Source organism: Streptomyces sp. P5F9, from assembly GCF_057961495.1.
The window spans coordinates 1-24,146 of sequence record NZ_JBXVPZ010000109.1 but is presented as its reverse complement, the minus strand read 5'-3'; the positions used below and the strand labels follow the sequence as shown (position 1 = coordinate 24,146).

Here is a 24,146-nt window from a genome sequence, read left to right as displayed (position 1 = left end):
CGTTGCTCGCGATTCGTCTTCTCCGGTGTCACCGCGCACTCCTTATGTGTCGGGTCACCCTCGGGGCACAGCCGGCCGTCTCCGGTCCGGTACCTGGCCCGCTCGGGCGTGGGTTGAAGGCAGTTCGGACGCGGTGGCGCCGGTTACTCGTGTGAGAGCAGGCCGTTGTGACCGGCTTGTCCCGGGACGGACCATGGGTGTGGGTGGGACCCCTTGTCGCTGTCCGTCTGCCTCAGGTTAACCAAATGAGCGACCCGCCGCTCGATGGGGCTGAAAACATGGGGTAAAGATTAGAGACATGCAGCCACCGGTTCTTGCCTCCCCGGGCGCGGTGGGTTGCCGGAGTCGGTGCACATCGCGTGCACGCCGGCGGCGTCGACGCGCTCGCGAGGTGGTCCCTCGCCTCCCGTCGGGCTCTGCGCATCCCGGGCCACAGTGCCTTCGGGCCGACTCGCTGACAGCGTCAGCCAGGTGCGTCGGAGGCGAACCCATCGGGGCGGTTGCCTTCGACTCCTGAAGCCGCCGTGCGAGGTCTGCGAGCGGCATCAAAGACCGCCGGTTCGACGACAGGACCTCCTTCCTGCCGCCGTCATCACAGAGCCGCAGCTCAACGGGGACGAACCCGCGCTCGACCGATCGCCGGAGAGCGCTCCACAGCTCGGCGGAACTTGGTCCGGACCTTCACCAGAACTCCATAGAGCGTCGCCAGGAGACCTGCTCCTCAACCGATCACGTTGAAGCCATTGACGCATGAAGAGTCGCGCCGGACACTCCTGCATTGAAACGGCGATCCATGCCCCGCGAGCAGCCAACTCAGGTCGGTCTCCCACGACATGACGGATCGTCCGTAATCGGCCGCGTCCACCACGATCCACAGTGCGGCGGCTTCGACGCAGAGGAGGACAACGAGAAACCGCGGACTCATGATCGCCCTGAGAGCGCTCTCAAAGACGTCGGCAGACCATGTCGCCGGACCACCCGGACCACGGAGACGACCTGCTCCCCAGCCCCACCAGGAGGCAGGCCCCTGCAGCACTCCCACCCCGCATGCTCGACAGGGAGAACCACAACGATGACAACCTCCCCACCGCCCGCCGGTGCGCCGGCCGGCCGCCAGAGAACCGTCCCCCTCGTTCTGGGCAGCGCGCTGGTGCTGCTCGTCGGCGCGCTCGCAGGCCTGATCGGTACCGGCGGCAGCGCCTCGGCGGCTGTACCGGGCGCTCCGACCGGCTGGACCACCCTCTTCTCGGACGACTTCAACGGCGCTTCCGGCAGCGCGCTGAACCGGACCGACTGGCTGTACGACCTGGGCACCAGTTACGCCGGAGGCGCCGCCAACTGGGGAACGGGCGAAGTCGAATCGGCCACCGACTCCACGAACAACGTCTACCAGGACGGACAGGGACACCTGGTCATCAAGGCTCTCCGTGACGGGTCCGGCCACTGGACCTCGGGACGCATCGAGACCCAGCGCACCGATTTCGCCGCCCCGGCCGGCGGACAGCTGGAGATGAGCGCGTCCATCCTGCAGCCCAACCCGCAGAGCGGACTGGGCTATTGGCCCGCGTTCTGGGCGATGGGCGGCGCGGCCCGTCCGGTCGGCGCGACGAACTGGCCGAGCATCGGCGAGTTCGACATCATGGAGGACGTCAACGCGCTGAGCAAACACTCCACCACCTTCCACTGCGGTGTGTGGGCGGGCGAGTGCCACGACCCCGACGGCATCACCAGCGACCTTCAGCCGTGCGCGGGCTGCCAGACCGGCTACCACACGTACTCCGCGATCATCGACCGCACGAACACCGCCGCGGAGCAGCTCCGCTTCTACCTCGACGGCAGTCTGACCTTCACCGTCAATGAGAACCAGGTCTCGGTCGCGACGTGGCAGGCGGCCGTCGACCACGGATTCATGGCCATCTTCGACCTGGCGATCGCCGGTTCCTACCCCGACAAGGTCTGCGGCTGCAGTTCGGCCGCACAGGCGGGCAGCATCACATCAGGTGCCGCCATGAGCGTCGACTGGTTCGCCGTCTACCAGCAGAGCCCGGTCGGGAGCACCACCGGCGGCACTACGACCGGCGGTACCACAGGCAGTACGACGGGCGGAAGCACCGGCGGGAGCACGACGACGCCGGACTACACCGCCGGGGTGACACGCGTGAGCGCCAATCAGGCGCAGATCACGTTCGTTCCGACCACACCCGCGGCCTACGTCGATGTGCACTACCTCGTCAACGGCGCCGGCCAGCAGAACTTCCGGATGACCAACAGCGGCGGCACCTGGACACAGAACGTCACCCTCGCCACCGGCTCCACCCTGACCTACTGGTTCACCTACGAGAAGAACGGGCCGCAGTACGACAGCCCGCACTACACCTACGTTCAGTGATCCCGCCGAGCTGGTCCGACAGGGCCGGCCCGGGACCCCACCGTTCAGGGAGCGATCCCGACGCCGTCGATCCGGCTCCACGCCCGTTCCTGCGCCGCGGTCATGGCGGGCCAGGCGAGCGCGCCCGGCCGGGGGCGGATCCGTGAGGCGTACGGCGCGGGGTGGAAGGCCGGGTCGTAGAAGCATCCGCTGCCGTAGGTTCGGTCGAAGGCCGCGCAGGACGCCGCGACCGAGCGCGCGGTCGGCTTGCGTCCGTGGCGGACCCAAGTGTCCAGAGCCGCAATGGAGTTGGCGTACTCGGAGGCGCTCAGCGCGCTGTGCTCGGTCTCCTTCGTGAAGGTCTGGACGAGGTTGCCGCCCCGGCCGGCGCCCTGAAGCGTGGCGCGGTAGGCCGACTCGTGCTCGACGAAGGCCGTCGGGTCGTCGATCGCGTGCAGGGTGAGGACCGGGATGGAGACCTTGCCGGTCAGGTCACTGTCGTGGGAGAGGTCGCGGCGTGCGGTGGGGTCTGCCGAGAAGCGCTCGACACCCGCGTTGAGTGCCTTGTCGTCGTGTGAACCCGAGTACCGCACACCGCGGTTGCTGAAGGGATTGCGGCCGCCAAGGCGGGTCGACACGATGTCCCGGAACGTGAAGGTCGCGAACTGCAGATGGGACGCGATCGCCCGCTCCGGGATGCGGGTGACGGCGAGGATGTCGTCGAGGTTGCGCTGCTGGAGCGCGGTCCGGTCCGCGGGATCGGAGGCGTATCCCGTGCACTCCTGAAGGCGGGCTCGGAGCCCGGCGCTCGTCATGGTGGAGTCCGCGCGCAGACCCTGCCACAGCGGGTACTGCGGCTCGGTCGGGCGGGGGTGGTTGTGGCAGTAGTACTGGTAGACCACCCGGAGGTCGACGCGGTAGTCGTAGCCGCGTGAACCGCCGCCGAGGACACCGCTCGTGAGCAGTACGCCGTCGTAGGCGCCGGGCTGTCTGCCGTAGGTCTCCGCGACCTTGGCGGCCACGTCACCGCCCCAGGACTGGCCGTGCACATAGGTCCGCCTCGGCTTGCCGAACTCCGAGACGAACAGTCTGCGTACGTTCTCGGTGTCGGCGGCGGCCATCCGGGTCCCGTAACCACCGCGGCGGTACGACGATCCGGCCCAGGCGTAGCCCTCCTCGACCATCACCGCCCAACGGTTCAGATCGTCGGTGCTGCGTGCCGGGTCGGAGGAGTCGCCGAGGTCGGGTCCGCCGTGCGCGTGCACGACGAGGGATCCGTTCCAGCGGGTCGGGACGGCCATCGTGTAGTACGCCCCGTTGGTGTCCTGGCCGGTGTAACAGGTCGCCTTCTCAAGCAAGTTGGGCGGGCAGGCGGCTGCCGCGGGCCGCTCGGCCTGTGCCCGGGGCGCGGGAGCGTTGCCGAGCGTGCCGAGGAGTGCCGCGGCCACGCCGGCGGCCAGTACGGCCCGCCGGTAGCGAGGGGCCGGGAGTCTCCGACGTACCGGTACGGGCGCGTCAAGTGTCGTCACGGGAGCGGCTCCTATGAATTCGCTGTGCGAAGTTGCCCTGCGCACCGTGATGTTAGGAACCGGCGTGTGTGCGGACCACCCGTCGATCATTGCGTTCATAGTGTTCGCCCGCCCCGTCTCCGCCGGCCGCGCGATCATCCGTCCTGTGACGGGGCGACGGTGACGAGTTGGTGTTTCATCGACGGCGAACTGGTGTGACGCGCAAGGGACCCCGCCTTCGTTGCGCGCGCTCGTCAGCCGTGCTTGGCTCGCCCGATGAACCTTCTGCTGACGGCGAGTGGCCTGCGCAACGAGACGCTGCGAGACGCACTGCGGGACATGCTGGGCAAGCCGTTCGGATCGGCGAACGTCGTGTACGTTCCCACGGCGTCGGTCGCCGAGCCCGGTGACCACGGGTGGTTCGTCGCGGACCTGAACCGGCTGCACGGCCTCGGCTGGCGGGAGTTCGACGTCCTGGAGCTGAACGGCCTGCCCCGCCAGATGGTGCTCGACCGGCTGCTGCACGCCGACGTCATCTACGCCGAGGGCGGCAACCACTACCACCTCGCGCGCAGCATCACCGGCAACGGCCTGGCCGACGGCTTCCTGGAGGCGCTGGAGAACCGGGTCTATGTCGGGGTCAGCGCCGGATCGATGATCTTCAGCCGCCATCTCACCGCGCACTCCGCCGACGTCATCGGCGACACCGGGGACCTCCACGTACTCGGCGCGACGACCGTGGAGCCGCCGTTCGGCCTCTTCGACTGGTACCTCAAGCCCCACCTGTACTCGCCGAACTTCCCCGAGCGGGACGACGCCTGGGCCGATCGCATCACCGCGCGGGCGGACTTCCCGATCTACTTCATCGACGACGACACGGCCGTCCGAGTCAGGGACGGCAAGCTGGATGTCCTCTCCGAAGGCCGGTGGCGGTTCCATCCGTGACCGGGATCAAGGACTGGGGACGGCCAAGAACTCCGCGCCGTCAGCCGGCCGCTCGTGCCGAGGAGACCGCGGTACGGGCCGCGCTTTCGACGGCCGCGATGCCCCCCGTCATCGACGCGTTGCCGTCGGAGAGCACCGCGACGAGGTAGTGGTGCGTTCCCGACGTGACCCGTCCGACGCTGTTGATGTCCCACAGGCCGGTGGTGCTGCGCTGCAGCCACCCGTTCTTGAGCGCCCATCCGGCGCCGGAGTCGGAGGCCGCCGAGACGCCCCACGACTGTCCGGCGGCGATGCGGGTCATCAGCGTACGGATGTAGCCCTGGGACGCCGTGGTCAGCCCGGACCCGCTCGCGGACGACGTCCCGCTGTCGGCGAACACCGCGCTCAGCAGGCGGATCTGGTCACTCACCGTGGTGCGCGTGAGTCCCCACAGGCCGCCGGCCCCGCCCACGGTCGAGGACAGACCGAGCCGCTTGTTCACCGCCTCCAGGCCGGGCGCCAGGCCGATCTCCCGCCAGAGCGCGTTCGCCGCGTCGTTGTCGCTGTGCTCGATCATCGCCTCGGCCAGGGTGCGCTCCTGCTTGGTGAGGCCACGACCGGCGTCCTGGGCCTGGACGAGCAGCGCGGAGAGGATGTCGACCTTGACGATGCTGGCCGTGTCGTAGGGGACGTCCTTCCCGCGCACCTGCGGACTCCGGGCCGGGTGGTCCAGATCCAGCACCGCGGTCGTCACACGTGCCTGCGTGGTGACGGCCGCGGAGGCTGGGCCCACCACGCCGACCGCGAGGAGGGTGGCCACGGATCCGGTGAGCAGCGCCGCGCAGAGGCCGGGGCGCCTGCCGCGACGGCCGGGCGTGCTCTCGCTCTGCGTGGTCGGTCGGCGACTCGGGCGGTACGGCATGGGGCCTCGGCTGGTTCGGGGTCGGGGAACAGACCTGCGAACGTAGGCGAGGCGGAGGTTCCGTGAGGTGACCGGTGCCACGAAATGGACCTGGAAACGCGATTTGTGAGGATGGACACAGCTTCATGCACATCGTCCCTGGCGGGTTCGTACCCCTGCCGGGCCGCCGTGGGCGGGAGATGCGGCACACGGTGAGCGGGGCGTCACTCAAGGCGTCGCGCAGTTCAGGTCCCGTTGGCTGAGTCGAAAGCTCGCCATGATCTCCTGGCGTTCCGCACGGGCTGTCTCGCGGGAGGACTGACGCATGGAGTTGCGCAGCGTCGAGGAGCTGATGGATCTGCTGTACGCGTGTCGGGGCGCCTGGGACACCCCCGACCGGAGCGGCGATCCGGTCGATCTGCACGACCACGCGCTGCAGACGGCCGCGCTGCTGCGCCGAAGTCGCCCCGCCGACAAGGAACTTCAGGCCGCCGGCCTGGTCCACGACATCGGCCATCTGCTGCAGCCCGGCGACGACGCGGGGCACGCGGACCACGCGGCGGACGCCGTCCGCGCCCTGCTCGGTGAACGGGTCGCCCGCCTCGTCCGTCTGCACGTACCCGCGAAGCGCTATCTGGCGACCTCCTCCCCCGGCCGCGACCTGTCCGCGCAGAGCGCACTGACCCTGCGCGCACAGGGCGGCCCCATGTCCCCCGCCGAGGCCGCCGCCTTCGAGCGCGACCCGCTCGCCGACGACGCGATCACCCTGCGCCAGGCCGACGACGCGGGCAAAGTCGTCGGCCTCGACGCCGGGGTCCTGGAGGACTGGCGCACGGTCCTGGGCATCGTCGCCGCACGAAACTCACGGATCCCCAACTCCCGCCTGGGGGCTGTCGACTGACGGCCCGTCATGAGACGGTACGGCGATGACGTCGTCGTCGTACGGTCTGCGGGGCCGGGCCGTCCTGGTCACCGGCGGCACGCGCGGGATCGGGCGCGCGGTCGCCGAGGCGTTCGTCGGGGCCGGGGCGCTGGTGTGCGTGAGCGCGCGTGACACCGACGAAGTGCGGCGCACTGCCGAGGAGTTGGGTGGTGTCGGTCTGGCCGGGGACGTCGCCGACCCGGAACACCTGCGCGAGCTGGCCGAGTTGGCGCTGCGCGCGTTCGGGCGGATCGACGTGGTCGTCAACAACGCGGCGACGAACCAGCCGTACGGCCCGCTCATGGACGCCGATCCGGACGCGTGGCGGACGGCGTTCACCGTGAACGTCGAGGCGCCGCTGCGGTTGGTGCAGTGCGTGTGGCGGGCGTGGATGCGGGAACACGGGGGCGCCGTGGTCAACATGTGCACGGAGGGCGCCGCACATGTCGGGCCGAACGTGGGCGCGTACGGCACCAGCAAGGCGGCCCTGTGGCACCTGACCCAGCAGCTCGCCGGTGAACTCGCGCCGAAGGTGCGGGTCAACTCCGTCTCCCCCGGGCTCGTCCGCACCGACATGGCGCGGTTCGTGTGGGAACCCGGCGAGGCGGAGGTCGCCGCCGGGCTGCCGCTCGGCCGGATCGGGGAACCGGCCGACATCGCACGGGCCGTGCTGTGGCTGGCCTCCGACCAGGCCGAGTGGATCACCGGGGCGGATCTGCTGGTGGACGGCGGGACACGGGTGCGGGCGGCGTACACGTCGGGCGGGTACGCCGTCCACGACCGGCTGAGGTCGGCCGCGCCGCCTCATGCGTGACGGCGCGGGTCCCTCACGGGAACAGGGCGATCCCGACAAGGATCAGCAGGACGACTCCGGCGACGAGCGCGACGGTGGCCCAGGTGCCGCGGTGCTTCACCGCGGTCGTGGAGCCGCCGCCGCGCGGCCGGTCCTCCGGCAGTACGGGGTGGGCCGGGCGGTCGCTCGCGTAGAACTCGTCGTCGGTCGGGTAGTGATTGCGCGGGTCCTTGAAGGCCCTCGGATCGATGCCGTGTGTACTGGCCATGGGAACTCCTCGCGCGGTTCCTCATCAGGGCCACAACCGGCGGACGCCCCGGGCTCGCGTCCAGGGTGGCGGGTTACCACTTACCGGGCGCGTAGTCCTTCAGGAAGACGCCGTACAGGTCCTCGCCCTGCTCTCCGCGCACAATCGGATCGTAAACCCGGGCCGCTCCGTCGACCAGGTCGAGCGGGGCGTGGAAGCCCTCCTCGGCGAGGCGGAGCTTGTCGTAGTGGGGGCGTTCGTCGGTGATCCAGCCGGTGTCGACGGAGGTCATGAGGATGCCGTCGCTCTGGAACATCTCCTGGCCGCTGGTGCGGGTCACCATGTTCATCGCGGCCTTGGCGGCATTGGTGTTGGGGTGCCCGGCGCCCTTGTAGCCGCGGCCGAAGACGCCCTCCATCGCGGAGACGTTGACGATGTACGCGCGTCCGCTCTTCGCGGCCCTGGCGGCTGCGGCCATGGCCGGGCGGAGCTTGCTGATGAGGATGAACGGCGCCGTGTAGTTGCACAGCTGGGTTTCGAGGAGCTCCACCGGGGAGATCTGCTCGATGGTCTGCACCCACGTGTTGGTGTCGACGACGTCGGGGACGAGACCGCCGGCGTCGATGGCGGTGCCGTCGAGGTGGCGGGCGACACTGGCGTTGCCCGCGACCAGGGCGAGGTCGGCGACCTGCTGGGCGTCGAGGCCGCTGATGCCGGCGGGCAGCGCGGCGAGGCCGTCGACCGCGCCGGAGCCGAAGGCGCCGATGACGTGGTGGGCGGGGAGTTCACCGGCGGGCAGCGGGGCGCTCTCGCCGTCGACGAGGGCGGCGTAGGCGGAGGGCAGGCGGCGTACGGTCTGCGTCGCGTTGTTGATGAGGATGTCGAGGGGGCCCGCCTCGGCGACCTGGTCGGCGAGGGCCACGGCCTGGGCCGGGTCGCGGAGGTCGAGGCCGACGACGTCGAGGCGGTGGATCCAGTCCGCCGAGTCGTCCATGGCCTTGAAGCGGCGGATGGCGTCCTTCGGGAAGCGCGTGGTGATCGTCGTGTGGGCGCCGTCGCGCAGCAGCCTCAGCGCGATGTACATGCCGATCTTGGCGCGACCGCCGGTGAGCAGCGCGCGCTTGCCGGTGAGATCGGCGTGGTCGTCGCGCTTCTCGCGGTTCAGGCGGGCGCAGTCGGGGCAGAGCTGGTGGTAGAAGTAGTCGACTTCCACGTACCGGGTCTTGCAGGTGTAGCAGGAGCGGGGGCGCTGGAGTATCCCGGCGATCCGGCCCTCCTCCGTCACCGACGACGGGAGCAGGCCCTCGGTCTCGTCGTCGATGCGCTGGGCGGAGCCAGTCGCGGTGGACTCGGTGACGGCCTTGTCGTGCGCGGTCTTCGCGGCCCGGCGCTCCTGGCGGCGGCGCTGCTTGACACTGCGGTAGATGCCCGCGGTGGCGCGGCGGACGGTGATCGCGTCGGGGTGGTCGACGTCGATCTTCTCCAGTTCGTCGAGCACGCTGAGGCAGACGGCCAGCCGCTCGGGGTCGATGCCGGGCCCGTACACGACCTCGTCCGGGGTCGTGGAGCCGTTCTCTGTCACCGTCATCGCGCTGCCGTTTCCTTGGGTCATCCGCGGCGGCGCTCGATCGCGCACACCGTCGAACCGGGAATTTTACGGAGCGCCGGGCCGCAGCACCAAACCCGCTCCAGGTCACGACCCGCAGGCGGTGATGAGCGTCTCCACCTCCTCGGTGAGGGCGCGGGCGAACACATCGAGATCGGGTACGGCTTCCGCGTCCGCGACAAGGCCGTAGTGGACCTGTCCGCGGTACGTCGAGACGGCGACCGCGAGGGACTGGCCGCGGGCCAGCGGGGCGAACGGGAAGACCGCGGTGACCGGGTTGCCGCCGAGCTTCAGGCCGATGCCGGGCAGCGGGACGCTGGTGACGAGGATGTCGAACCAGAGCCGGGCGGCCTGGGCGGCGAGGGGTCCGCCGAGGCGGTGGCCGAGCGCGGGGACGTGGTCGGCGAGCAGGGCGACGGCGCCGGCGCCGCGGTTGGGGCCCGCGTCCTTGTTGCGGTCCATGGCGGCGCGCACGGAGTCGAGCCTGGCGAGGGGGTCCGGGTCGTCGACGGGCAGCCGTATCAGGTAGCCGGAGAGCCGGTTGCCCTGGGGATGCGCGGTGCGCGGGCGGCGTTTGGAGACGGGGATCAGGGCGCGGGGCGAGACGCCCTCGCTGCCGTCGCCGCGTTCGTCGAGCCAGCTGCGCAGGGCGCCCGCGACGACCGCGATGAGCACGTCGTTGACGGTGCCGCCGACGGTCTTGCGGATGCGGTGCACGTCGTCGAGGTCGACGACGACTCCGGCGGTACGGCGGGTGCCCGAGGGCTCGGAGGTCAGCGCCGACGACGAGCGGACGTCCAGGGTGGAGCGGGCGACGGACGCCCCGATGTCGAGGGCCCGGCCCACGTCCGACAGGGCGTCGCGGACCAGCCCGGGCAGTTTGCGCACGTCGGGGACGAGACCGCGCGCGGGTTCCGCGCGGCGCGGGCGGCGCTCGGGCATGTCCATCGGGTCGAGGATGGCGGCGGCGAGGGCGAGGGCTCGCAGTCCGTCGGCCAGGGCGTGGTGGAACTTGAACAGCACCGCGAACGACACACCGTCCTCGCCGGGCAGCACATGCGCTTCCCACGGCGGCCGGCCGCGCTCCAGCGGGCGTTCCATGAGCCGCCCGGCGTCCGCCTGGAAGTCTGCGGTCGGGGCGTGCAGCCGGACGTGGTGCAGCGGGTCGAAGTCGGGATCGGCCTCGCGGGTGGCGCTGCCGAAGGACAGGGACAGCGGCTGCCACACGTCCCGGATGCGCATCCGCAGCCCGGGGACGGCGGCGGCACGGGCGGCGAGGAGGTCGGCGGCGTGGGCTCCCGCGGTCGGCGAGTGTGCTGAGAAGACGCCGAGTGCGCCCAGGTGCATCGGGTTCCGGTCGGACTCGATGTTCCAGAACGCAAGGTCGAGAGGAGCGAGCAGGTCAGAAGTCAATTGCTTGCCTCGCGTCGACTAGGGGTGTGCCAGCAGTCAAGCGGTGACAAGCGATTACGGTCAAGTACGATCAAGCTACGCACAGTTAACAGCAGATTACATCCGGCCCCGATCCCACCCCTCTGGGAGGGGCGGGACTCTAGAGGCACACGGGATCACTTCAGCGCAGGTGGCCCCGCCTGGGGTGATGTACCCCACTCCGACGGGTGCGGGCCGACCGTGAAGTCGAGCGACCGTACGGAGCGCAGATCGCGGGTCGTCAGATACGTCCGGTCGTACGACGCCCCGTCCGTCCGGGCGCCCTGGATGTAGCGGTCGGTCGCCGAGGTACCCGGCGCCTTGATGGTCAGGGCGCCGTGCGGGTAGTAGCGGCGGTCCAGGGTCAGGTCGACCCGGTCGAACACGGGCGTGGACAGGCCCCAGGTGTCGTAGCCGGGCTGGACCGGGAAGATCCCGATCGACGACAGCACGTTCCAGGCGGACATCGTGCCGAGGTCGTCGTTGCCGGTCATGCCGGTCGGGCCGTCCGTGAACAGGGTCAGGGCGGCATGGACGACGTCGGTCGTCTTCCACGGCTGGCCGGTGGACAGGTAGGTGTACGGGGCGATCAGGTCGGGCTCGTTCTGCGGGTTGTACTTGTCCGCGTTGTAGTAGTCGTACGGGCCGTTGACCCACACCTCGCGCGCGGTCTTCGCCGGGTCGGCCAGCAGCTGGTCGTAGGCGAAGAAGGAGTCGAGCCGGTCGTTGGCCGCCTGCCGGCCGCCGATGAGGTCGACCATGCCGGGCAGGTCCTGCGGCACCAGCCACTGGTACTGCCACGACGTGCCCTCGTGGAAGCCCTCGCTCTGCGCCGGATCGGCCGGTCCGACGAAGGCTCCGGAGGCGTCGCGGGCGCGGAAGAAGCCGGTCGAGGGGTCGAAGATGTTCCGGTAGCTCTGGGCGCGGGCGGCATAGCGGGCGGCGTCGGCACCGTGCCCGAGGTCGCGGGCCATCTGCGCGAGCATCGCGTCCGAGAGGGCGTACTCCAGGGTGGCCGAGGCGCCGTGGTCGTAGTCGGAGTCACCGGGCTTCGCGTGCGGGCGGTCCTTGATGTACGGCGCGAACCCGTTCGCGAGGTACTCCTTGTTCGCCTCCCGGCCCACGGCCGCCGAGCCGGTGGGCGGTACGCCGTCCGCGTTCTGCTTCAACGCCCGGTAGGCGCGCTCCTCGTAGCCCTTCAACAGGCCTTGCTGGTAGGCGTTGGTGAGGAACGGGGTGACCGGGTCGCCGGTCATGATGTTCGTCTCGACCGTGCCGTAGCCCCACTTGGGCAGCCAGCCGCTCTCCTCGTCGATCTTGATGACGGAGATCGCCATGTCGCGGGCCTCGCGGGGTGCGAGCAGGGCGAGGAGTTGGGACTGGGTGCGGTAGGTGTCCCACAGGGACCAGTTCTGGTAGTACGTGAAGTCCCTTGCCCGGTGGACCTGTTGGTCCCAGCCGGTGTACCGGCCGTCGGCGTCGCTGCCGATGTTGGGCGCGAGGAAGGACCGGTACAGGGACGAGTAGAAGGTCCGGCGCAGACTGTCGGAACCGCCCTGCGCGCGCACGTCGTCCAGCCGGTCCTCCCAGGCCCGTTGGGCGCGGTGGCGCACCGCGTCGAACGAACTCCCGCCCTCCGCACGGAGGTTGACGGCCGCGCCGTGCGCGTCGACGTACGAGAGGGCCGTGGTCGCCTCGACCGTACGGTCCTTGCTCGTGTCGAAGCGGACGTACGCGCCGCCGCTCCCGGTCCTCGAACCGGCGGTCACCGTCGAGCCGTTCCAGGTGCCGTACGTGGTGAAAGGCCGGTCGAAGTGGGTGATCGTATAGACGGTGTACGGCTTGGTGTCCTGGCAGAAGCCGCGGCCGGTGATGGAGGTGCGCACCGTCCGGCTGTCGAGGACCTCCACCTTCGAGGTGACCCCGCTGTGCAGCGACTGGGCCGCGTTCAGCAGGACGTTGGCCTTGTCGGTGGCCGGGAAGGTGTAGCGCTGGACGCCGGTACGGGCAGTCGCCGTCAGTTCGGCCTCGATGCCTGTTTTCAGGCCGACTTGGTAGTAGCCGGGGCTCGCGTGCTCGTCGTCGTGGCTGAACTCGGCCGCGTACTGGGCGTAGTCCGTCTGCGTCACGTCACCGGTCGTCGGCAGTACGGGCAGGTCGCCGCCCAGGCCGCAGCCGACGCCTGAGAGGTGCACGAGGGAGAAGCCGCGGATGTGGTTCTGGGAGTAATCGTATCCGGTGTTGTGGCCGGTGTCCGGGGAGAACTGCACCATGCCGAAGGGCACGGCGGCGCCGGGATAGGTGTTGCCGTCGTTCTCGGTACCGATGAACGGGTTGACCAGGTCGGTGAGTTGGCCATGGGCAGAGGTTTCGGCTGCGGCGGGGACGGCGAACAGCGCGGACGCTGCCACCGCCCCCGCCATGCCCAGGCGCAGGCGCCGGGTCCATCTCATGCGGGTGGGCCTCCAGTTGGCGAAAGGGGTCAGGTGGTGGGGCAGTTCGCGGGCGTCGCCTGCGAGGCGTCGCGGATCAGGGCCTGTTGAGCGGCCTTCACCCGCTGCGCGTCGGGCTTGAGCACCCGCCGGTCGTAGGTCATGAGCCCGTTCAACTCGCCCTCGACGTCCGAGATTTGGGTGTAAACCGCCCCGTTGCTTCCCTGGCAGGTCAGGGCGTGCACCTCGGCGAGCTTGGCGAGGTAGTCGTCGGTGTAGGCCGCCGGATCGACGTCCACGTACGACTGCTGGACCGACCACGCGTGTCCCGGCACCGCGAGCCCGAGACCGCCGTACTCCCCGCTGACCAGGGCGCGTTGGCCGTCCGGCTGGGGTGGCAGGGCGGGGCTGGGATAGCCGTGTTCGTCGATGATGTCGCCGGTGCCGCCGTCGACGCCGAGGTTGATGCCGGACATGCTGTTGACGAGCCGGGTCGGGTCCCAGGCCTTCGCCTGGTCGGCGATCCGGGCCTCGTCGTACTGGCCCCACCCCTCGTTGAACGTCACCCACATGACGACCGACGGGCTGCTGATGTGCTCGTCGATCATCTGCTTCATCTCGCGCTCGTACTCGGCGCGCGCGGCGGCCGAGGGGTTCACCCCCGCGGTCATCGCGGGCATGTCCTGCCACACCATGAGGCCGAGCTTGTCGGCCCAGTAGAACCAGCGGTCGGGCTCGACCTTGATGTGCTTGCGCACGGCGTTGAAGCCCAACTCCTTGTGAATCCTGAGGTCATGGGCGAGTGCCTCGTCGGTCGGGGCGGTGTAGAGACCGTCCGGCCAGAAGCCCTGGTCGAGGGTGGCCATCATGAAAACGGGCTTGCCGTTGAGGACCGTGCGCGGGACACCGTTGACCTTCTCGACGGCGATCGAGCGCATCCCGAAGTAGCTGCCGACGCGGTCCTTGCCGACGGTGACCTTCAGGTCGTAGAGGAACGGGTCGTCGGGTGACCAGAGACGGGGGTTCTTGACGGTCAGGGTGAGCGGGCTGCCGGTGCGGCCGTGCACGGTGGCGACCTGCCGCTTTCCGTCGTACGCCGTCGCCGTGATCGGTAGCCCGTCCCGAACTCCCTGTGCCTCGACGGTGAGTTGGCTCTTGCTCACGTCGGGGGTGAGCTTGAGGGAGTCGACGTGGTCGGGGGCGACCGGTTCCATCCAGACCGTCTGCCAGATGCCCGAGGTCGGGGTGTACCAGATGCCGCTCGGGTCGAGGCGCTGCTTGCCGATGGGCGGGTTCTCGCCGTTCGCCGCGTCGGTGGGGTCGTAGACGCCGACGATCAGCTCCTGGGTGCGGCCGGGCTTGAGGGCGTCCGTCACGTCGGCGCTGAACTTGTCGTAGCCGCCCTGGTGTTCGGTGACCTTCGTGCCGTTGACGTAGACCTCGGCACGCCAGTCGACGGCGCCGAAGTTGAGCATCAGGCGCTTGCCCGAGCCGATCTTCCAGTCGGCGGGGACGGTGAAGGTGCGGCGGTACCACATGCGGTCCTCGTGCCGTTCCAGGCCCGAGAGCTGGGACTCGACGGGGTACGGGACGAGGATGCGCTCGGCGAGGTTCTTGCCGACCGGCGGCTGCTCCCCCGCCGTGGCCGCGGCGAACTGCCAACTCCCGTTGAGGTTGCGCCAGTCGGCGCGGGTGAGCTGGGGGCGCGGGTACTCGGGGAGCGCGTTGTGCGGGCCCACCTGGTCGGCCCACTGGGTGCGCAGTTCGTAGGTGGAGTGGTTCGGGCCGGTGCTCCAGAAGCCGTTGATAACGTTGCCATCGGCCGAGGCGAGGCCGGCTTCGCCGTCGTAGCGGATGTCCGCGGTGCCGGATGCGGTGCCCGTCTTGTTGCCTACGACGGGTTGCGTGAGCGGGATGAGCAGGGTCCGCGGGTCCGCCGGGTCCAACTCGGCAGGTCCCAGGGGCCACTTGGCGCCGCCGATCACCGCTTCGAGGTGGTCGGTCAGGCCGGCCGGGGGCGCGGCGAGGGGCTGGGCGAAGTCGAGCTTCAGGGTGCGGCCGGTGCTGGTGACGGTGGCGGCGAGGGCGCCGTCGTAGTCGTAGCCGTCGGGGAGCCGGAAGGCCGACTGCGGAATGGCCGTCTTCGTGCCGCCGGGCTCGGTCCACCGCACGTGGAGGTTGGAGCCGCCGTAGTGCTCGAAGTACTCGACCTTGATGTCGTAGGCCGTGCCGGCGGTCAACTCGATGGGGGCGGAGGTCTGTTCGGTGTCCCAGTCGTCGACCCAGTGGTCGATGACGAGCTGTCCGCCGATCCAGAGGCGGAAGCCGTTGTCGCCGATGATCGAGAAGGTGTGAGGGCCGGTCTTCGCTGGGACGAGCTTGCCGGTCCAGCGGACGCTGACGTCGTCGGACCGGCCGGCGGCGAAGGCGAGTCGGGGTTCGAGGTTGTCGAAGTCGAGGTTCGGGTCGACGCCGGTGGCCTTGAGGTCGGCGAAGTCGAAGGCGCCGGGGGCGGACTGGGTGTAGTACTCGCCCTTCAGGCCGTGGATCTCGACGGGGTCGTCCGCGGCGGTGGCGCTCGCGGTGGGGACGGCGGCCAGCCCGGCGATGCCGAGGGCCAGGGCGAGGAGTAGCGCGAGTCGGTCTCTGAGTCGTCTGATGCGCACGGAACCTCCATAACAACGTTGTCATAGGCGGCAGTTGGCATGACAACACGGATTCCGCCTTCCGTCCAGGGACATGACAAGCACGCGCGGGGCCCGGGCGGGACGGGGCGCGGCAGGCACCCGGACAGCGTGCAGCCCCGGTGCGGCCTCAAGGCACCGGGGCTCTGGATCGCCAGGACGAGGTGTTACGTGACCAGTTGGCCCTTCCCGAGTGCGATGACCCCGCCCTTGGAGACCGTGTACAGGTCGGCGTCCCGTTCCGGGTTGACGCCGATCGTCGCGCCCGGCGGTACCTCGACGTTCTTGTCCAGGACGGCGCCCCGGACCACCGCGCCCCGGCCGATGTGGACGTTGTCGTGCAGGATCGAACCCTGGACGACGGCTCCGGGGTCGACCACCACGCCCGGGGACAGCACCGAGCGCGTGACCTGGCCGCGGATCAGGCACCCGGAGCTGATGATCGACTCGCTGGCCATGCCGCCGGCGTTGAAGCGGGCCGGGGAGAGCTGGCCGGAGTGGGTGTAGATGGGCCAGTTGCGGTTGTAGAGGTTGAAGGCGGGGCGCTCGGCGATGAGGTCCATGTGGGCGTCGTAGTACGCGTCGAGCGTGCCGACGTCCCGCCAGTAGCCCTGGTCGCGGGTGGTCTCGCCGGGGACGTGGTTGGCGGTGAAGTCGTAGAGCGCGGCCTCGCCCCGGTCGGTGAGCGCGGGGAGGATCGAACCGCCCATGTCGTGCACGGAGCCGAGGTCCTCCGCGTCGCGCTGGAGGGCCTCTATCAGCGCCTTGGTGGTGAAGATGTAGTTGCCCATCGAGGCGTAGACGCACTCCGGGTCGTCCGCCAGTCCCGGCGGGTCGGCGGGCTTCTCCAGGAAGTTCTCCACCATCTGGCCGTCCGAGCCCGGGGTGATCACGCCGAACTGCGAGGACTCGGCGCGCGGGACGCGGATACCGGCCACCGTGACGCCCGCGCCGCTCTCGATGTGCTGGGCGAGCATCTGGCGCGGGTCCATGCGGTACACGTGGTCGGCGCCGAACACCGCGACGTACTCGGGGCGCTCGTCGTAGATCAGGTTCAGCGACTGCAGGATCGCGTCCGCGCTGCCGAGGTACCAGCGCGGGCCGAGGCGCTGCTGGGCCGGGACGGGTGTGACGTAGTTGCCGAGCAGGCTGGACATGCGCCAGGTGGTGGTGATGTGGCGGTCCAGCGAGTGCGACTTGTACTGCGTGAGGACGCAGATGCGCAGGATGTCGGCGTTGACGAGATTGGACAGCACGAAGTCCACGAGGCGGTACGTTCCGCCGAAGGTGACCGCGGGTTTGGCCCGGTCGGCGGTCAGGGGCATCAGCCGCTTGCCCTCACCGCCCGCCAGTACGATCCCGAGCACCGAAGGTCCGCCACGACGCATGGCCGCTCCCCTCACCCTGGTTGACCCCAGCCTGCCCCTGAGCAGCGCACACTAAGCCTGTTTGGCGATCTCCCCGTAGAGCCGCGCGGTGCGCAGCGCCACGGCGTCCCAGCCGAACTCGCCCACCGCGCGCTCCCGCCCGGCCTCGCCCATCCGTTTCGCAGTCTCCGGGTCGGCGAGCACGGAGTCGAGAGCCCGCGCCAGGTTCGCCTCGAAGTCGTCGTCGACGGACACCAGCAGCCCTGTCTCGCCATGTGCCACCACCTCCGGGATGCCCCCGACGCGCGAGGCGACCACGGCCGTGCCGCAGGCCATCGCCTCCAGGTTCACGATCCCGAGGGGCTCGTACACCGAGGGGCAGGCGAAGACTGTGGCGTGGGTGAGGAGCTGGATCACTTCCGGGCGCGGCAGCATCTGCGGGATCCAGTGGACGCCCGCGCGGACACTGCTCAGCTCCTGGAACAGGTCGCGGAACTCGCGGTCGATCTCGGGGGTGTCCGGCGCGCCCGCGCACAGCACGACCTGGGCGGCCGGGTCGATGTCCCGCACGGCGCGCAGCAGATGGGGCACGCCCTTCTGGCGGGTGATCCGGCCGACGAACAGCACGTAGGGGCGGTCGGGGTCGATACCGAGCCGGGTGAGGACGTCGGTGCCGTGGTCGGGCTGGTAGAGCGTGGTGTCGATGCCGTTGTGGACGACCTGCACCTTGGCCGGGTCCAGCGTCGGGTAGCAGGTGAGGATGTCCTCGCGCATGGCGCCCGATACGGCGATCACGCCGTCCGCGGCCTCGATCGCGGTGCGCTCGGCCCAGCTGGAGAGGGCGTAGCCGCCGCCGAGCTGCTCGGCCTTCCAGGGGCGCAGCGGCTCCAGCGAGTGCGCGGTCATCACGTGCGGGATGCCGTGGAGGAGCTTGGCGAAGTGGCCGGCGAGGTTGGCGTACCAGGTGTGGGAGTGGACGAGTTCACGGCCTTCGAGGGTGGCGGCCATGGAGAGGTCCACGGAGAAGGTGCGCAGCGCGTCGTTGGCGCCGTCGAGGGTGGGCCAGGAGCGGTGGCGTACGACGCCCTCCGTGCGGCCCTCACCCCAGCAGTGCACATCCAGGTCGACCAGGGGCCTCAACTCCCGGGCGAGGAACTCCACATGGACGCCCGCGCCGCCGTACACATCCGGCGGGTACTCCCGGGTCAGCAGTCCCACTCGCACCCGAAACCCCTTGTTCTCGGCGGCTGATTGCACTCATGGTCACCCAGAAGCCGCGTTCGGGGAAGAGCCCGGCGGTTGTGTGAAGCAGCAGTCGCCGCACACCCCGCCACCGGGGATCCGATAGTAGAGGCAGCAGCTGCGGCGCCGGAAGGAGATGCCGGTGAACGTTCCGGTTCCGGCGAGGAGCGGGTGGGCGAAGAGTTCCGCGGTCAGGGCACGCGCGCGCGTGGCCACTTCCGTACGGCCACGCGTGCGTGCCCAGCGGTCCAGCTCCCGGGCGGCGCCCGCGAGCGCCGAGGCCGCGTTGCCCCACAGGAGGCCGGAGGCCATGCGGTGGCGGGCGACCAGGGCGGCGGTGAGCGGTTCGAGGTGGGCGTGGAGAACGGTGTCCGCTAGGGCGCCGGCGTCGCCGGGCAGGGGACGCACCTCCGCGAGCCACAGGTCGTCCGGTGCGCTGCGGTCGGCGTCCCAGTGCAGCAGCCGGGGGTCGAGGTCGGGGATCCGGCCGTACAGGGCGGCGCAGCCGAGCGCCACGGACCACAGCCGGGCCGCGAGCGCCTGCTGGGCGATCGAGGCGGCAACGCGCAGCTCAGGGGCTTGGAGACGGTCCGCGACGACGCGGACACGAAAAGTCAGGGGAAGTTCCGTAAACATCCGACGCCGGGTTTTCGTAGGTCCGCGCGAGCGTCGGCGACGAGTCGTGCGGGGCTCCGCCCGTGCGTAGTACGAAGAAGCCGCCGAGGGGGCGCAGCGCGGCGAGTTCGGGGTCGAGGTCCACGAACAGCAGTAGTACCAAGGCTCTTGGGGGGTTCACCCAGGGGGTGTCGTCCGGTGTCACCCACCTTGGGGAGGACAAGGGGTCTTTCGTACTCCATCGGCAGTACTACCCAATCGGTGCTCAGGTACGACGACGGGAAGAACATCGCGCGGCATCGTGTTCTGTATGAAAGCCGACCGTTCGCCGCGTGGTGCCAGAGGTGCCCGCCTGACGCAGAGGAGCTGCCGATGAGCGCCCTCGCGTTGTCCATCGTGCTCTCGCTCGTCTCCGCCGTGGCCTACGCGGGCGGGGCGATCGTGCAGGAGCGCGTCGCGGTGTCCTCTCCCGACCAGGAGTACGCGCCGCTGCGCCGCCCGAGCTGGTGGGCGGCGGTCGCGTTGAACGGTACGGGCGGTCTGCTGCACGTGGTGGCGCTGGCCTACGGTCCGCTGAGCCTGGTGCAGCCGCTGGGCGCGCTGACGATCGTGTTCGCGCTGCCGATGGCGGCCCTGTTCGTCGGCCGCAAGGCCGGCTCCACCGCCTGGCGCGGCGCCATCATGGCGACGATCGGTCTCGCGGGTCTGCTGTCCCTCGTCGGCGCGTCCGACAGTCACTCGCTGAGCACCGCCCAGCGGGTGTCCGTGGCCGTGTTCACCGGCGCGGTGGTCGCGACCCTGATGATCGCGGGCCGCGCGGCGCACCGGCACCCGGCGGTGCGCAGCGTGCTGCTGGCGACCGCGTCCGGCATAGCCTTCGGCATGTCCTCGGTGTTCACGAAGACGGTGACGGTCGACTGGGACAACGGCGCGGTCTCGGCGACCGACATCCCGTTCCTCGGCGTGATCGCGGTGTTCGCGGTGGCCGGTCTGATGCTCTCGCAGGCGTCCTACCGGGGCGCCGGCCTGGCGGCCCCGCTGGCGGTGCTGACGGTCGTGAACCCGGTGGTGGCGGCCGCGGTCGGCATCACGATGTTCGGTGAGACCTTCCGCTACGGCACGACGGGCACCCTGCTCGCCCTGAGCGCCGGAGTGGTCGCCGCGGGCGGCCTGATCCTGCTGACCACGGAGCGCCTGGAGAAGACCGCACCGGCCGACACCGCTGTGCCTCCCCTGGCTCCCTCGCCCGTCGAGGAGTTGCTGGACGCCCTCCCTGGACAGCCCGTCGGCGTGAGCGCGAACGTCGACGTGCCGGCCGCGGACATCACGGCCGGCACACCGGGCGGCGGAATCCTCGTCCCGGCCCAGGCGGCGATTCCGGCCGGCGAGGGTTACGAGACCCTGGAGCCGGCCGGCTCCGCTGAACCGGTCGGCTACTTCGGTCCGTTCCACGCCGGGCTGTACGTGATGATGCCGGTCCACGACCGGCGCCGTACCCGAGTCAAATCCTGACGCCGCCGGCCCGCAGATAGGCGAGCGGGTCGATGTCGGTACCGAAACCGGGCCCCGTCCGCACCTCGAAGTGCAGATGCGGGCCCGTGGTGTTTCCGGTGGACCCGGAGCGCCCGATGCGCTGCCCCTCGCCGACCGACTGGCCGTCCCGCACGGAGATCGCGGACAGGTGCGCGTACTGCGAGTACCGCCCGTCGGCGTGCCGGATCACCACCTGGTAGCCGTAGGACCCCGCCCACCCCGCGCTGACGACCGTCCCGTTCTCGATGGCCTTCACCGACGTGCCGGTGGGGACGAGGAAGTCGACGCCGGTGTGGTAGCCCTTCGACCAGGAGGAGCCCGTCGCGTGGTACGCGGTGCCGATGGGGGCGTTCACCGGGGCGACGAGGGAGTGGCTCGTCGTCTTCTTGTGGGTGACCTTCTCGGCGGTCTCCGAAGGGGCCTTCTTCTTCGGGGACTTGGTGGCCGGTTTCGTCGTCGTGCGGGCCGCGGGGGCCGCCTTACCGTGCAGGCTGAGCCGCTGGCCCGGCAGGATCAGGTCGGGGTCGCTGCCCACAGTGGTGCGGTTCGCGGCGTAGAGCCCGTGCCAGCCGCCGTCCACGTGCTCGGTGTCGGCGATCCCGGAGAGGGTGTCGCCGCGGACGACCGTGTACATCTCGGCGGTGCCCGCGCGGGACTGCGGTGTGGTCTGCGGCTGGACGTCCTTCACGGACCGCTTGACGACGGTCTGCGCCTCGGAGGCCTTGGCCTTGGCCTTGTGCGCCGTGGTGCTCTCGGTCTTGGTGCCGCCGACGTGGATGTCGGGGGTGCCGCCGCCCCGGGTGAGTCCGGCGCGCACCGAGCACACCGGCCAGGCACCGGGTCCCTGGCCCTTGAGCACCTTCTCCGCTATGGCGATCTGCTGGTCCCGGGTGGCCTGGTCCGCGCGGTGCGCGTACGCCGTGCCGCCGTAGGCCTCCCAGGTGGACTGGGTGAACTGGAGCCCGCCGTAGTACCCGTTGCCGGTGTTGATGCTCCAGTCGCCGCTGGACTCGCAGGCGGCGACCTTGTTCCAGGTGCTCACATCGGCCGCCTGGGCGGTGCCCGCGCCGACGGTCGCGAGCGGGATCGCGATGCCCGCGCCGCCCGCCGTGACCGTGAGCAGCGAGGCCCGGTTGATCCTGCTCGGCTGATACCGGCGGTGCCGGCCGCGTACGGCCATGGGGAATCCCCCTCCACATGCGTCAGGAGGGCCAAAAGTAAGCGCCCCGAACAGGCCATGACAAGGCGGCAACCGGCCGCTCTGTGACTCAAGTGACCGGTAATCCATGCCAGTTGGAAACGGGTGGGGCTGGTGGGGTTGGGCGTGCGTTTCCGCGGAAGGAGCCCGGGTGGAACACCGACGCAAGGCGGACAACTCCGCACGGCCAGCACGTGCGGTCGGGGTACCGGCGGGCCAGGATGGTCAGTGGGGCAATACTGGCGAGCACGACCGGTACCACCGATGTCAGGACCTTCCTGATCTTTAGGAGCCAACCGAATGAGCACTTCAGCGCAGATCGGCGTCACGGGTCTCGCGGTCATGGGCCGCAACCTCGCCCGCAACTTCGCGCGCAACGGCTACACGGTCGCCGTGCACAACCGGACCGCGTCCCGCACGCGCGACCTGGTGGCGGAGTTCGGCGGCGAGGGCGACTTCATCGCGGCGGAGACCGCCAAGGACTTCGTGGCGGCGCTGGAGCGGCCGCGCCGCCTGGTCGTCATGGTGAAGGCCGGTGAGCCGACGGACGCGGTGATCCAGGAGTTCGCCCCGCTCCTGGAACCGGGCGACATGATCATCGACGGTGGCAACGCGCACTTCGCGGACACCCGGCGCCGGGAGCGCGACCTGCGCGAGCAGGGCATCCACTTCGTCGGCATGGGCGTCTCCGGCGGCGAGGAGGGCGCGCTGCACGGGCCGAGCATCATGCCGGGTGGCCCGAAGGAGTCGTACGACTCGCTCGGTCCGATGCTGGAGAAGATCTCCGCGAAGGCGAAGGACGGGGCGCCCTGCGTGACCCATGTGGGTCCCGACGGCGCCGGCCACTTCGTGAAGATGGTCCACAACGGCATCGAGTACGCCGACATGCAGCTGATCGGCGAGGCGTACCAGCTGCTGCGCGATGTCGCCGGGTACTCCCCCGCGCAGATCGCGGACATCTTCCGCACCTGGAACACGGGCCGGCTGGACTCCTACCTGATCGAGATCACCGCCGAGGTGCTGTCCCACGTGGACGCGGCCACCGGCAAGCCGTTCGTGGACGTGGTCGTCGACCAGGCGGAGCAGAAGGGCACCGGCCGCTGGACGGTCCAGATCGCCCTCGACCTCGGCGTCCCGGTCTCGGGCATCGCCGAGGCGGTCTTCGCCCGCTCCCTCTCCGGCCACGCGGCGCTGCGCGAGGCGTCCCGGGGTCTCGCCGGTCCGACGGCCTCACCCCTGAGCGAGTCCGAGGCGGGAGCCTTCGCGGACCGGGTCGAGCAGGCGCTGTACGCGTCGAAGATCGTGTCGTACACGCAGGGCTTCCACGAGATCGCGGCGGGCAGCGAGGAGTACGACTGGAACGTCGACCTCGGCGCCGTCTCCTCGATCTGGCGCGGCGGTTGCATCATCCGCGCGGCCTTCCTCGACCGCATCCGCGCCGCGTACGACACCCGCGCGGACCTGCCGAGCCTGCTGTCCGACGAGACGTTCGCGCAGGAGATCGCGGGGGCGCAGGACGACTGGCGCGAGGTCGTCGTCGCGGCCACCCGGCAGGGCGTCCCGACGCCCGGTTTCTCCGCGGCTCTCGCGTACTACGACGCGCTGCGCGCCGAGCGGCTGCCGGCGGCGCTCACCCAGGGACAGCGGGACTTCTTCGGGGCGCACACGTATCGCCGGGTGGACCGGGACGGGGCGTTCCACACGCTGTGGGGTGGGGACCGGTCGGAGGTCACGGCCTAAGGTCCCCCAGGCCGTCGGCCAGGTCGTCGGCCAGGTCGTCGGCCAGGTCGTCGGCCCAGGGGTTGTCCCCTGGGCCGAGGGGGTGTCAGCCGGGTCGCGGTCAGGCGGGCTGCCACAGTTCGAGGCGGTTGCCTTCGGGATCGGTGACCCAGCCGAAGCGGCCGACGCCCTCCATGTCCTGTGTCTCCTCCGCGACGTCCGCGCCCTTGGCGCGCAGCTGCGCGAGCATCGCGTCAAGGTCGCGGACACGGAAATTGAGCATGGTCTGTTGAGTCCGGGACCCGAAGTAGTCGGTCCCGGACTCGAACGCCGCGAACACCGTCGGCCCGGCCTCCTGCTGCCACAGCCCGTGCTCGTCGAGGTCCAGGCCCAGACAGTCCCGGTACCACGCGCTCAGAGCCTCCGGGTCGGTGGCCCGCAGGAAGTATCCGCCGATTCCCAGCACACGTTCCATGGGGGCATCCTGCCAGGACGGCAGGGCCGGTGCCGGGTGACCCGGTTCAGGCCGGCCGTCAGGTGAGCGGCGGTCCCGGTTCCGGGCTCGGTACCGGTTCCGGCCCCGGTGGAATCGGGGACGGCTCCGGGGTGGGGCCGGGCCGCGGCGGTGGTGGTGGTGCCGGGAGCGGTGTCGGAGG

The 24,146-nt window shown here is 70.4% G+C and carries 17 protein-coding genes and 1 pseudogene; 6 read left to right on the top strand and 12 right to left on the bottom strand.

Features of this window, described 5'->3' with window-relative positions; all coding sequences use genetic code 11:
• Nucleotides 1-1,072: 1,072 nt before the first annotated feature.
• Nucleotides 1,073-2,389 carry a glycoside hydrolase family 16 protein gene (locus AC31A1_RS19510; protein ID WP_489654524.1) on the top strand — a complete coding sequence of 439 codons (1,317 nt, stop codon included), beginning with the start codon at nt 1,073-1,075 and terminating at the stop codon, nt 2,387-2,389.
• A 44-nt stretch (nt 2,390-2,433) separates the two neighbouring features.
• Here the strand turns inward: AC31A1_RS19510 and AC31A1_RS19505 are convergent, their stop codons facing one another.
• Nucleotides 2,434-3,897 carry a DUF6351 family protein gene (locus AC31A1_RS19505; protein ID WP_489654523.1) on the bottom strand — a complete coding sequence of 488 codons (1,464 nt, stop codon included), beginning with the start codon at nt 3,895-3,897 and terminating at the stop codon, nt 2,434-2,436.
• Nucleotides 3,898-4,152: 255 nt separating this feature from the next.
• Here AC31A1_RS19505 and AC31A1_RS19500 point away from each other — a divergent pair, with 255 nt between their 5' ends.
• Nucleotides 4,153-4,821 carry a Type 1 glutamine amidotransferase-like domain-containing protein gene (locus AC31A1_RS19500; RefSeq protein ID WP_489654522.1) on the top strand — a complete coding sequence of 223 codons (669 nt, stop codon included), beginning with the start codon at nt 4,153-4,155 and terminating at the stop codon, nt 4,819-4,821.
• A gap of 40 nt (nt 4,822-4,861) precedes the next feature.
• Here AC31A1_RS19500 and AC31A1_RS19495 read toward each other — a convergent pair whose 3' ends face one another.
• Nucleotides 4,862-5,722, bottom strand: a complete 861-nt coding sequence (locus AC31A1_RS19495) for a serine hydrolase (RefSeq protein WP_489654521.1) — start codon at nt 5,720-5,722, stop codon at nt 4,862-4,864.
• 304 nt (nt 5,723-6,026) lie between these two features.
• Here AC31A1_RS19495 and AC31A1_RS19490 point away from each other — a divergent pair, with 304 nt between their 5' ends.
• Nucleotides 6,027-6,602 carry an HD domain-containing protein gene (locus tag AC31A1_RS19490; RefSeq protein WP_489654520.1) on the top strand — a complete coding sequence of 192 codons (576 nt, stop codon included), beginning with the start codon at nt 6,027-6,029 and terminating at the stop codon, nt 6,600-6,602.
• A gap of 25 nt (nt 6,603-6,627) precedes the next feature.
• Nucleotides 6,628-7,437, top strand: a complete 810-nt coding sequence (locus AC31A1_RS19485) for an SDR family oxidoreductase (protein WP_489654519.1) — start codon at nt 6,628-6,630, stop codon at nt 7,435-7,437.
• Nucleotides 7,438-7,450: 13 nt separating this feature from the next.
• Here AC31A1_RS19485 and AC31A1_RS19480 read toward each other — a convergent pair whose 3' ends face one another.
• The 8 genes and pseudogenes from AC31A1_RS19480 to AC31A1_RS19445 all read right to left on the bottom strand — a co-directional run bounded on the left by AC31A1_RS19480 (nt 7,451) and on the right by AC31A1_RS19445 (nt 19,203).
• The gene (locus AC31A1_RS19480) at nt 7,451-7,684 is read right to left on the bottom strand and encodes a hypothetical protein (RefSeq protein ID WP_489654518.1); all 234 of its coding nucleotides are present in this window, start codon (nt 7,682-7,684) and stop codon (nt 7,451-7,453) included.
• A gap of 73 nt (nt 7,685-7,757) precedes the next feature.
• Entirely contained in the window at nt 7,758-9,251 is a 1,494-nt protein-coding gene (locus AC31A1_RS19475; protein WP_489654517.1) for an SDR family NAD(P)-dependent oxidoreductase, read from the bottom strand.
• Between the two features lie 105 nt (nt 9,252-9,356).
• Nucleotides 9,357-10,682 (bottom strand): wax ester/triacylglycerol synthase family O-acyltransferase, encoded by a 1,326-nt coding sequence (locus AC31A1_RS19470; RefSeq protein WP_489654516.1) that lies wholly within the window; start codon nt 10,680-10,682, stop codon nt 9,357-9,359.
• A 155-nt stretch (nt 10,683-10,837) separates the two neighbouring features.
• A complete protein-coding gene (locus AC31A1_RS19465) occupies nt 10,838-13,153 on the bottom strand; it encodes a GH92 family glycosyl hydrolase (protein WP_489654515.1) in 2,316 nt (771 codons plus the stop codon).
• Between the two features lie 29 nt (nt 13,154-13,182).
• Nucleotides 13,183-15,798, bottom strand: a complete 2,616-nt coding sequence (locus AC31A1_RS19460; protein ID WP_489654514.1) for a PA14 domain-containing protein — start codon at nt 15,796-15,798, stop codon at nt 13,183-13,185.
• A gap of 185 nt (nt 15,799-15,983) precedes the next feature.
• Nucleotides 15,984-17,204 carry a glucose-1-phosphate adenylyltransferase gene (gene glgC, locus AC31A1_RS19455; protein WP_489654513.1) on the bottom strand — a complete coding sequence of 407 codons (1,221 nt, stop codon included), beginning with the start codon at nt 17,202-17,204 and terminating at the stop codon, nt 15,984-15,986.
• 51 nt (nt 17,205-17,255) lie between these two features.
• Entirely contained in the window at nt 17,256-18,407 is a 1,152-nt protein-coding gene (glgA, locus tag AC31A1_RS19450) for a glycogen synthase (protein WP_489654512.1), read from the bottom strand.
• Nucleotides 18,408-18,446: 39 nt separating this feature from the next.
• Nucleotides 18,447-19,203: pseudogene (locus AC31A1_RS19445) on the bottom strand ((2Fe-2S)-binding protein).
• 209 nt (nt 19,204-19,412) lie between these two features.
• On the opposite strand from AC31A1_RS19445, the gene AC31A1_RS19440 reads away from it, so the two are divergent.
• A complete protein-coding gene (locus AC31A1_RS19440) occupies nt 19,413-20,552 on the top strand; it encodes a DMT family transporter (protein WP_489654511.1) in 1,140 nt (379 codons plus the stop codon).
• Here AC31A1_RS19440 and AC31A1_RS19435 read toward each other — a convergent pair.
• On the bottom strand, nt 20,542-21,753 hold the full coding sequence (locus AC31A1_RS19435; protein WP_489654510.1) for a transglycosylase family protein: 1,212 nt from the start codon (nt 21,751-21,753) through the stop codon (nt 20,542-20,544). The genes AC31A1_RS19440 and AC31A1_RS19435 overlap by 11 nt on opposite strands.
• 318 nt (nt 21,754-22,071) lie before the next feature.
• Between AC31A1_RS19435 and gndA the strand changes: the two genes are divergently transcribed.
• The gene (gene gndA / locus AC31A1_RS19430; RefSeq protein ID WP_489654509.1) at nt 22,072-23,511 is read left to right on the top strand and encodes an NADP-dependent phosphogluconate dehydrogenase; all 1,440 of its coding nucleotides are present in this window, start codon (nt 22,072-22,074) and stop codon (nt 23,509-23,511) included.
• Nucleotides 23,512-23,611: 100 nt separating this feature from the next.
• On the opposite strand, the gene AC31A1_RS19425 is transcribed toward gndA, so the two are convergent.
• Nucleotides 23,612-23,965 (bottom strand): VOC family protein, encoded by a 354-nt coding sequence (locus tag AC31A1_RS19425; protein WP_489654508.1) that lies wholly within the window; start codon nt 23,963-23,965, stop codon nt 23,612-23,614.
• Nucleotides 23,966-24,146 lie beyond the last annotated feature (181 nt).

Bases quoted from the DNA above. Each gene is read 5' to 3' on its own strand.
- AC31A1_RS19510 (WP_489654524.1), top strand. From the start codon at position 1,073: ATGACAACCTCCCCACCGCCCGCCGGTGCGCCGGCCGGCCGCCAGAGA.
- AC31A1_RS19500 (WP_489654522.1), top strand. From the start codon at position 4,153: ATGAACCTTCTGCTGACGGCGAGTGGCCTGCGCAACGAGACGCTGCGA.
- AC31A1_RS19495 (WP_489654521.1), bottom strand. From the start codon at position 5,722: ATGCCGTACCGCCCGAGTCGCCGACCGACCACGCAGAGCGAGAGCACG.
- AC31A1_RS19490 (WP_489654520.1), top strand. From the start codon at position 6,027: ATGGAGTTGCGCAGCGTCGAGGAGCTGATGGATCTGCTGTACGCGTGT.
- AC31A1_RS19485 (WP_489654519.1), top strand. From the start codon at position 6,628: ATGACGTCGTCGTCGTACGGTCTGCGGGGCCGGGCCGTCCTGGTCACC.
- AC31A1_RS19480 (WP_489654518.1), bottom strand. From the start codon at position 7,684: ATGGCCAGTACACACGGCATCGATCCGAGGGCCTTCAAGGACCCGCGC.
- AC31A1_RS19475 (WP_489654517.1), bottom strand. From the start codon at position 9,251: ATGACGGTGACAGAGAACGGCTCCACGACCCCGGACGAGGTCGTGTAC.
- AC31A1_RS19465 (WP_489654515.1), bottom strand. From the start codon at position 13,153: ATGAGATGGACCCGGCGCCTGCGCCTGGGCATGGCGGGGGCGGTGGCA.
- glgC (WP_489654513.1), bottom strand. From the start codon at position 17,204: ATGCGTCGTGGCGGACCTTCGGTGCTCGGGATCGTACTGGCGGGCGGT.
- AC31A1_RS19440 (WP_489654511.1), top strand. From the start codon at position 19,413: ATGAGCGCCCTCGCGTTGTCCATCGTGCTCTCGCTCGTCTCCGCCGTG.
- AC31A1_RS19435 (WP_489654510.1), bottom strand. From the start codon at position 21,753: ATGGCCGTACGCGGCCGGCACCGCCGGTATCAGCCGAGCAGGATCAAC.
- gndA (WP_489654509.1), top strand. From the start codon at position 22,072: ATGAGCACTTCAGCGCAGATCGGCGTCACGGGTCTCGCGGTCATGGGC.
- AC31A1_RS19425 (WP_489654508.1), bottom strand. From the start codon at position 23,965: ATGGAACGTGTGCTGGGAATCGGCGGATACTTCCTGCGGGCCACCGAC.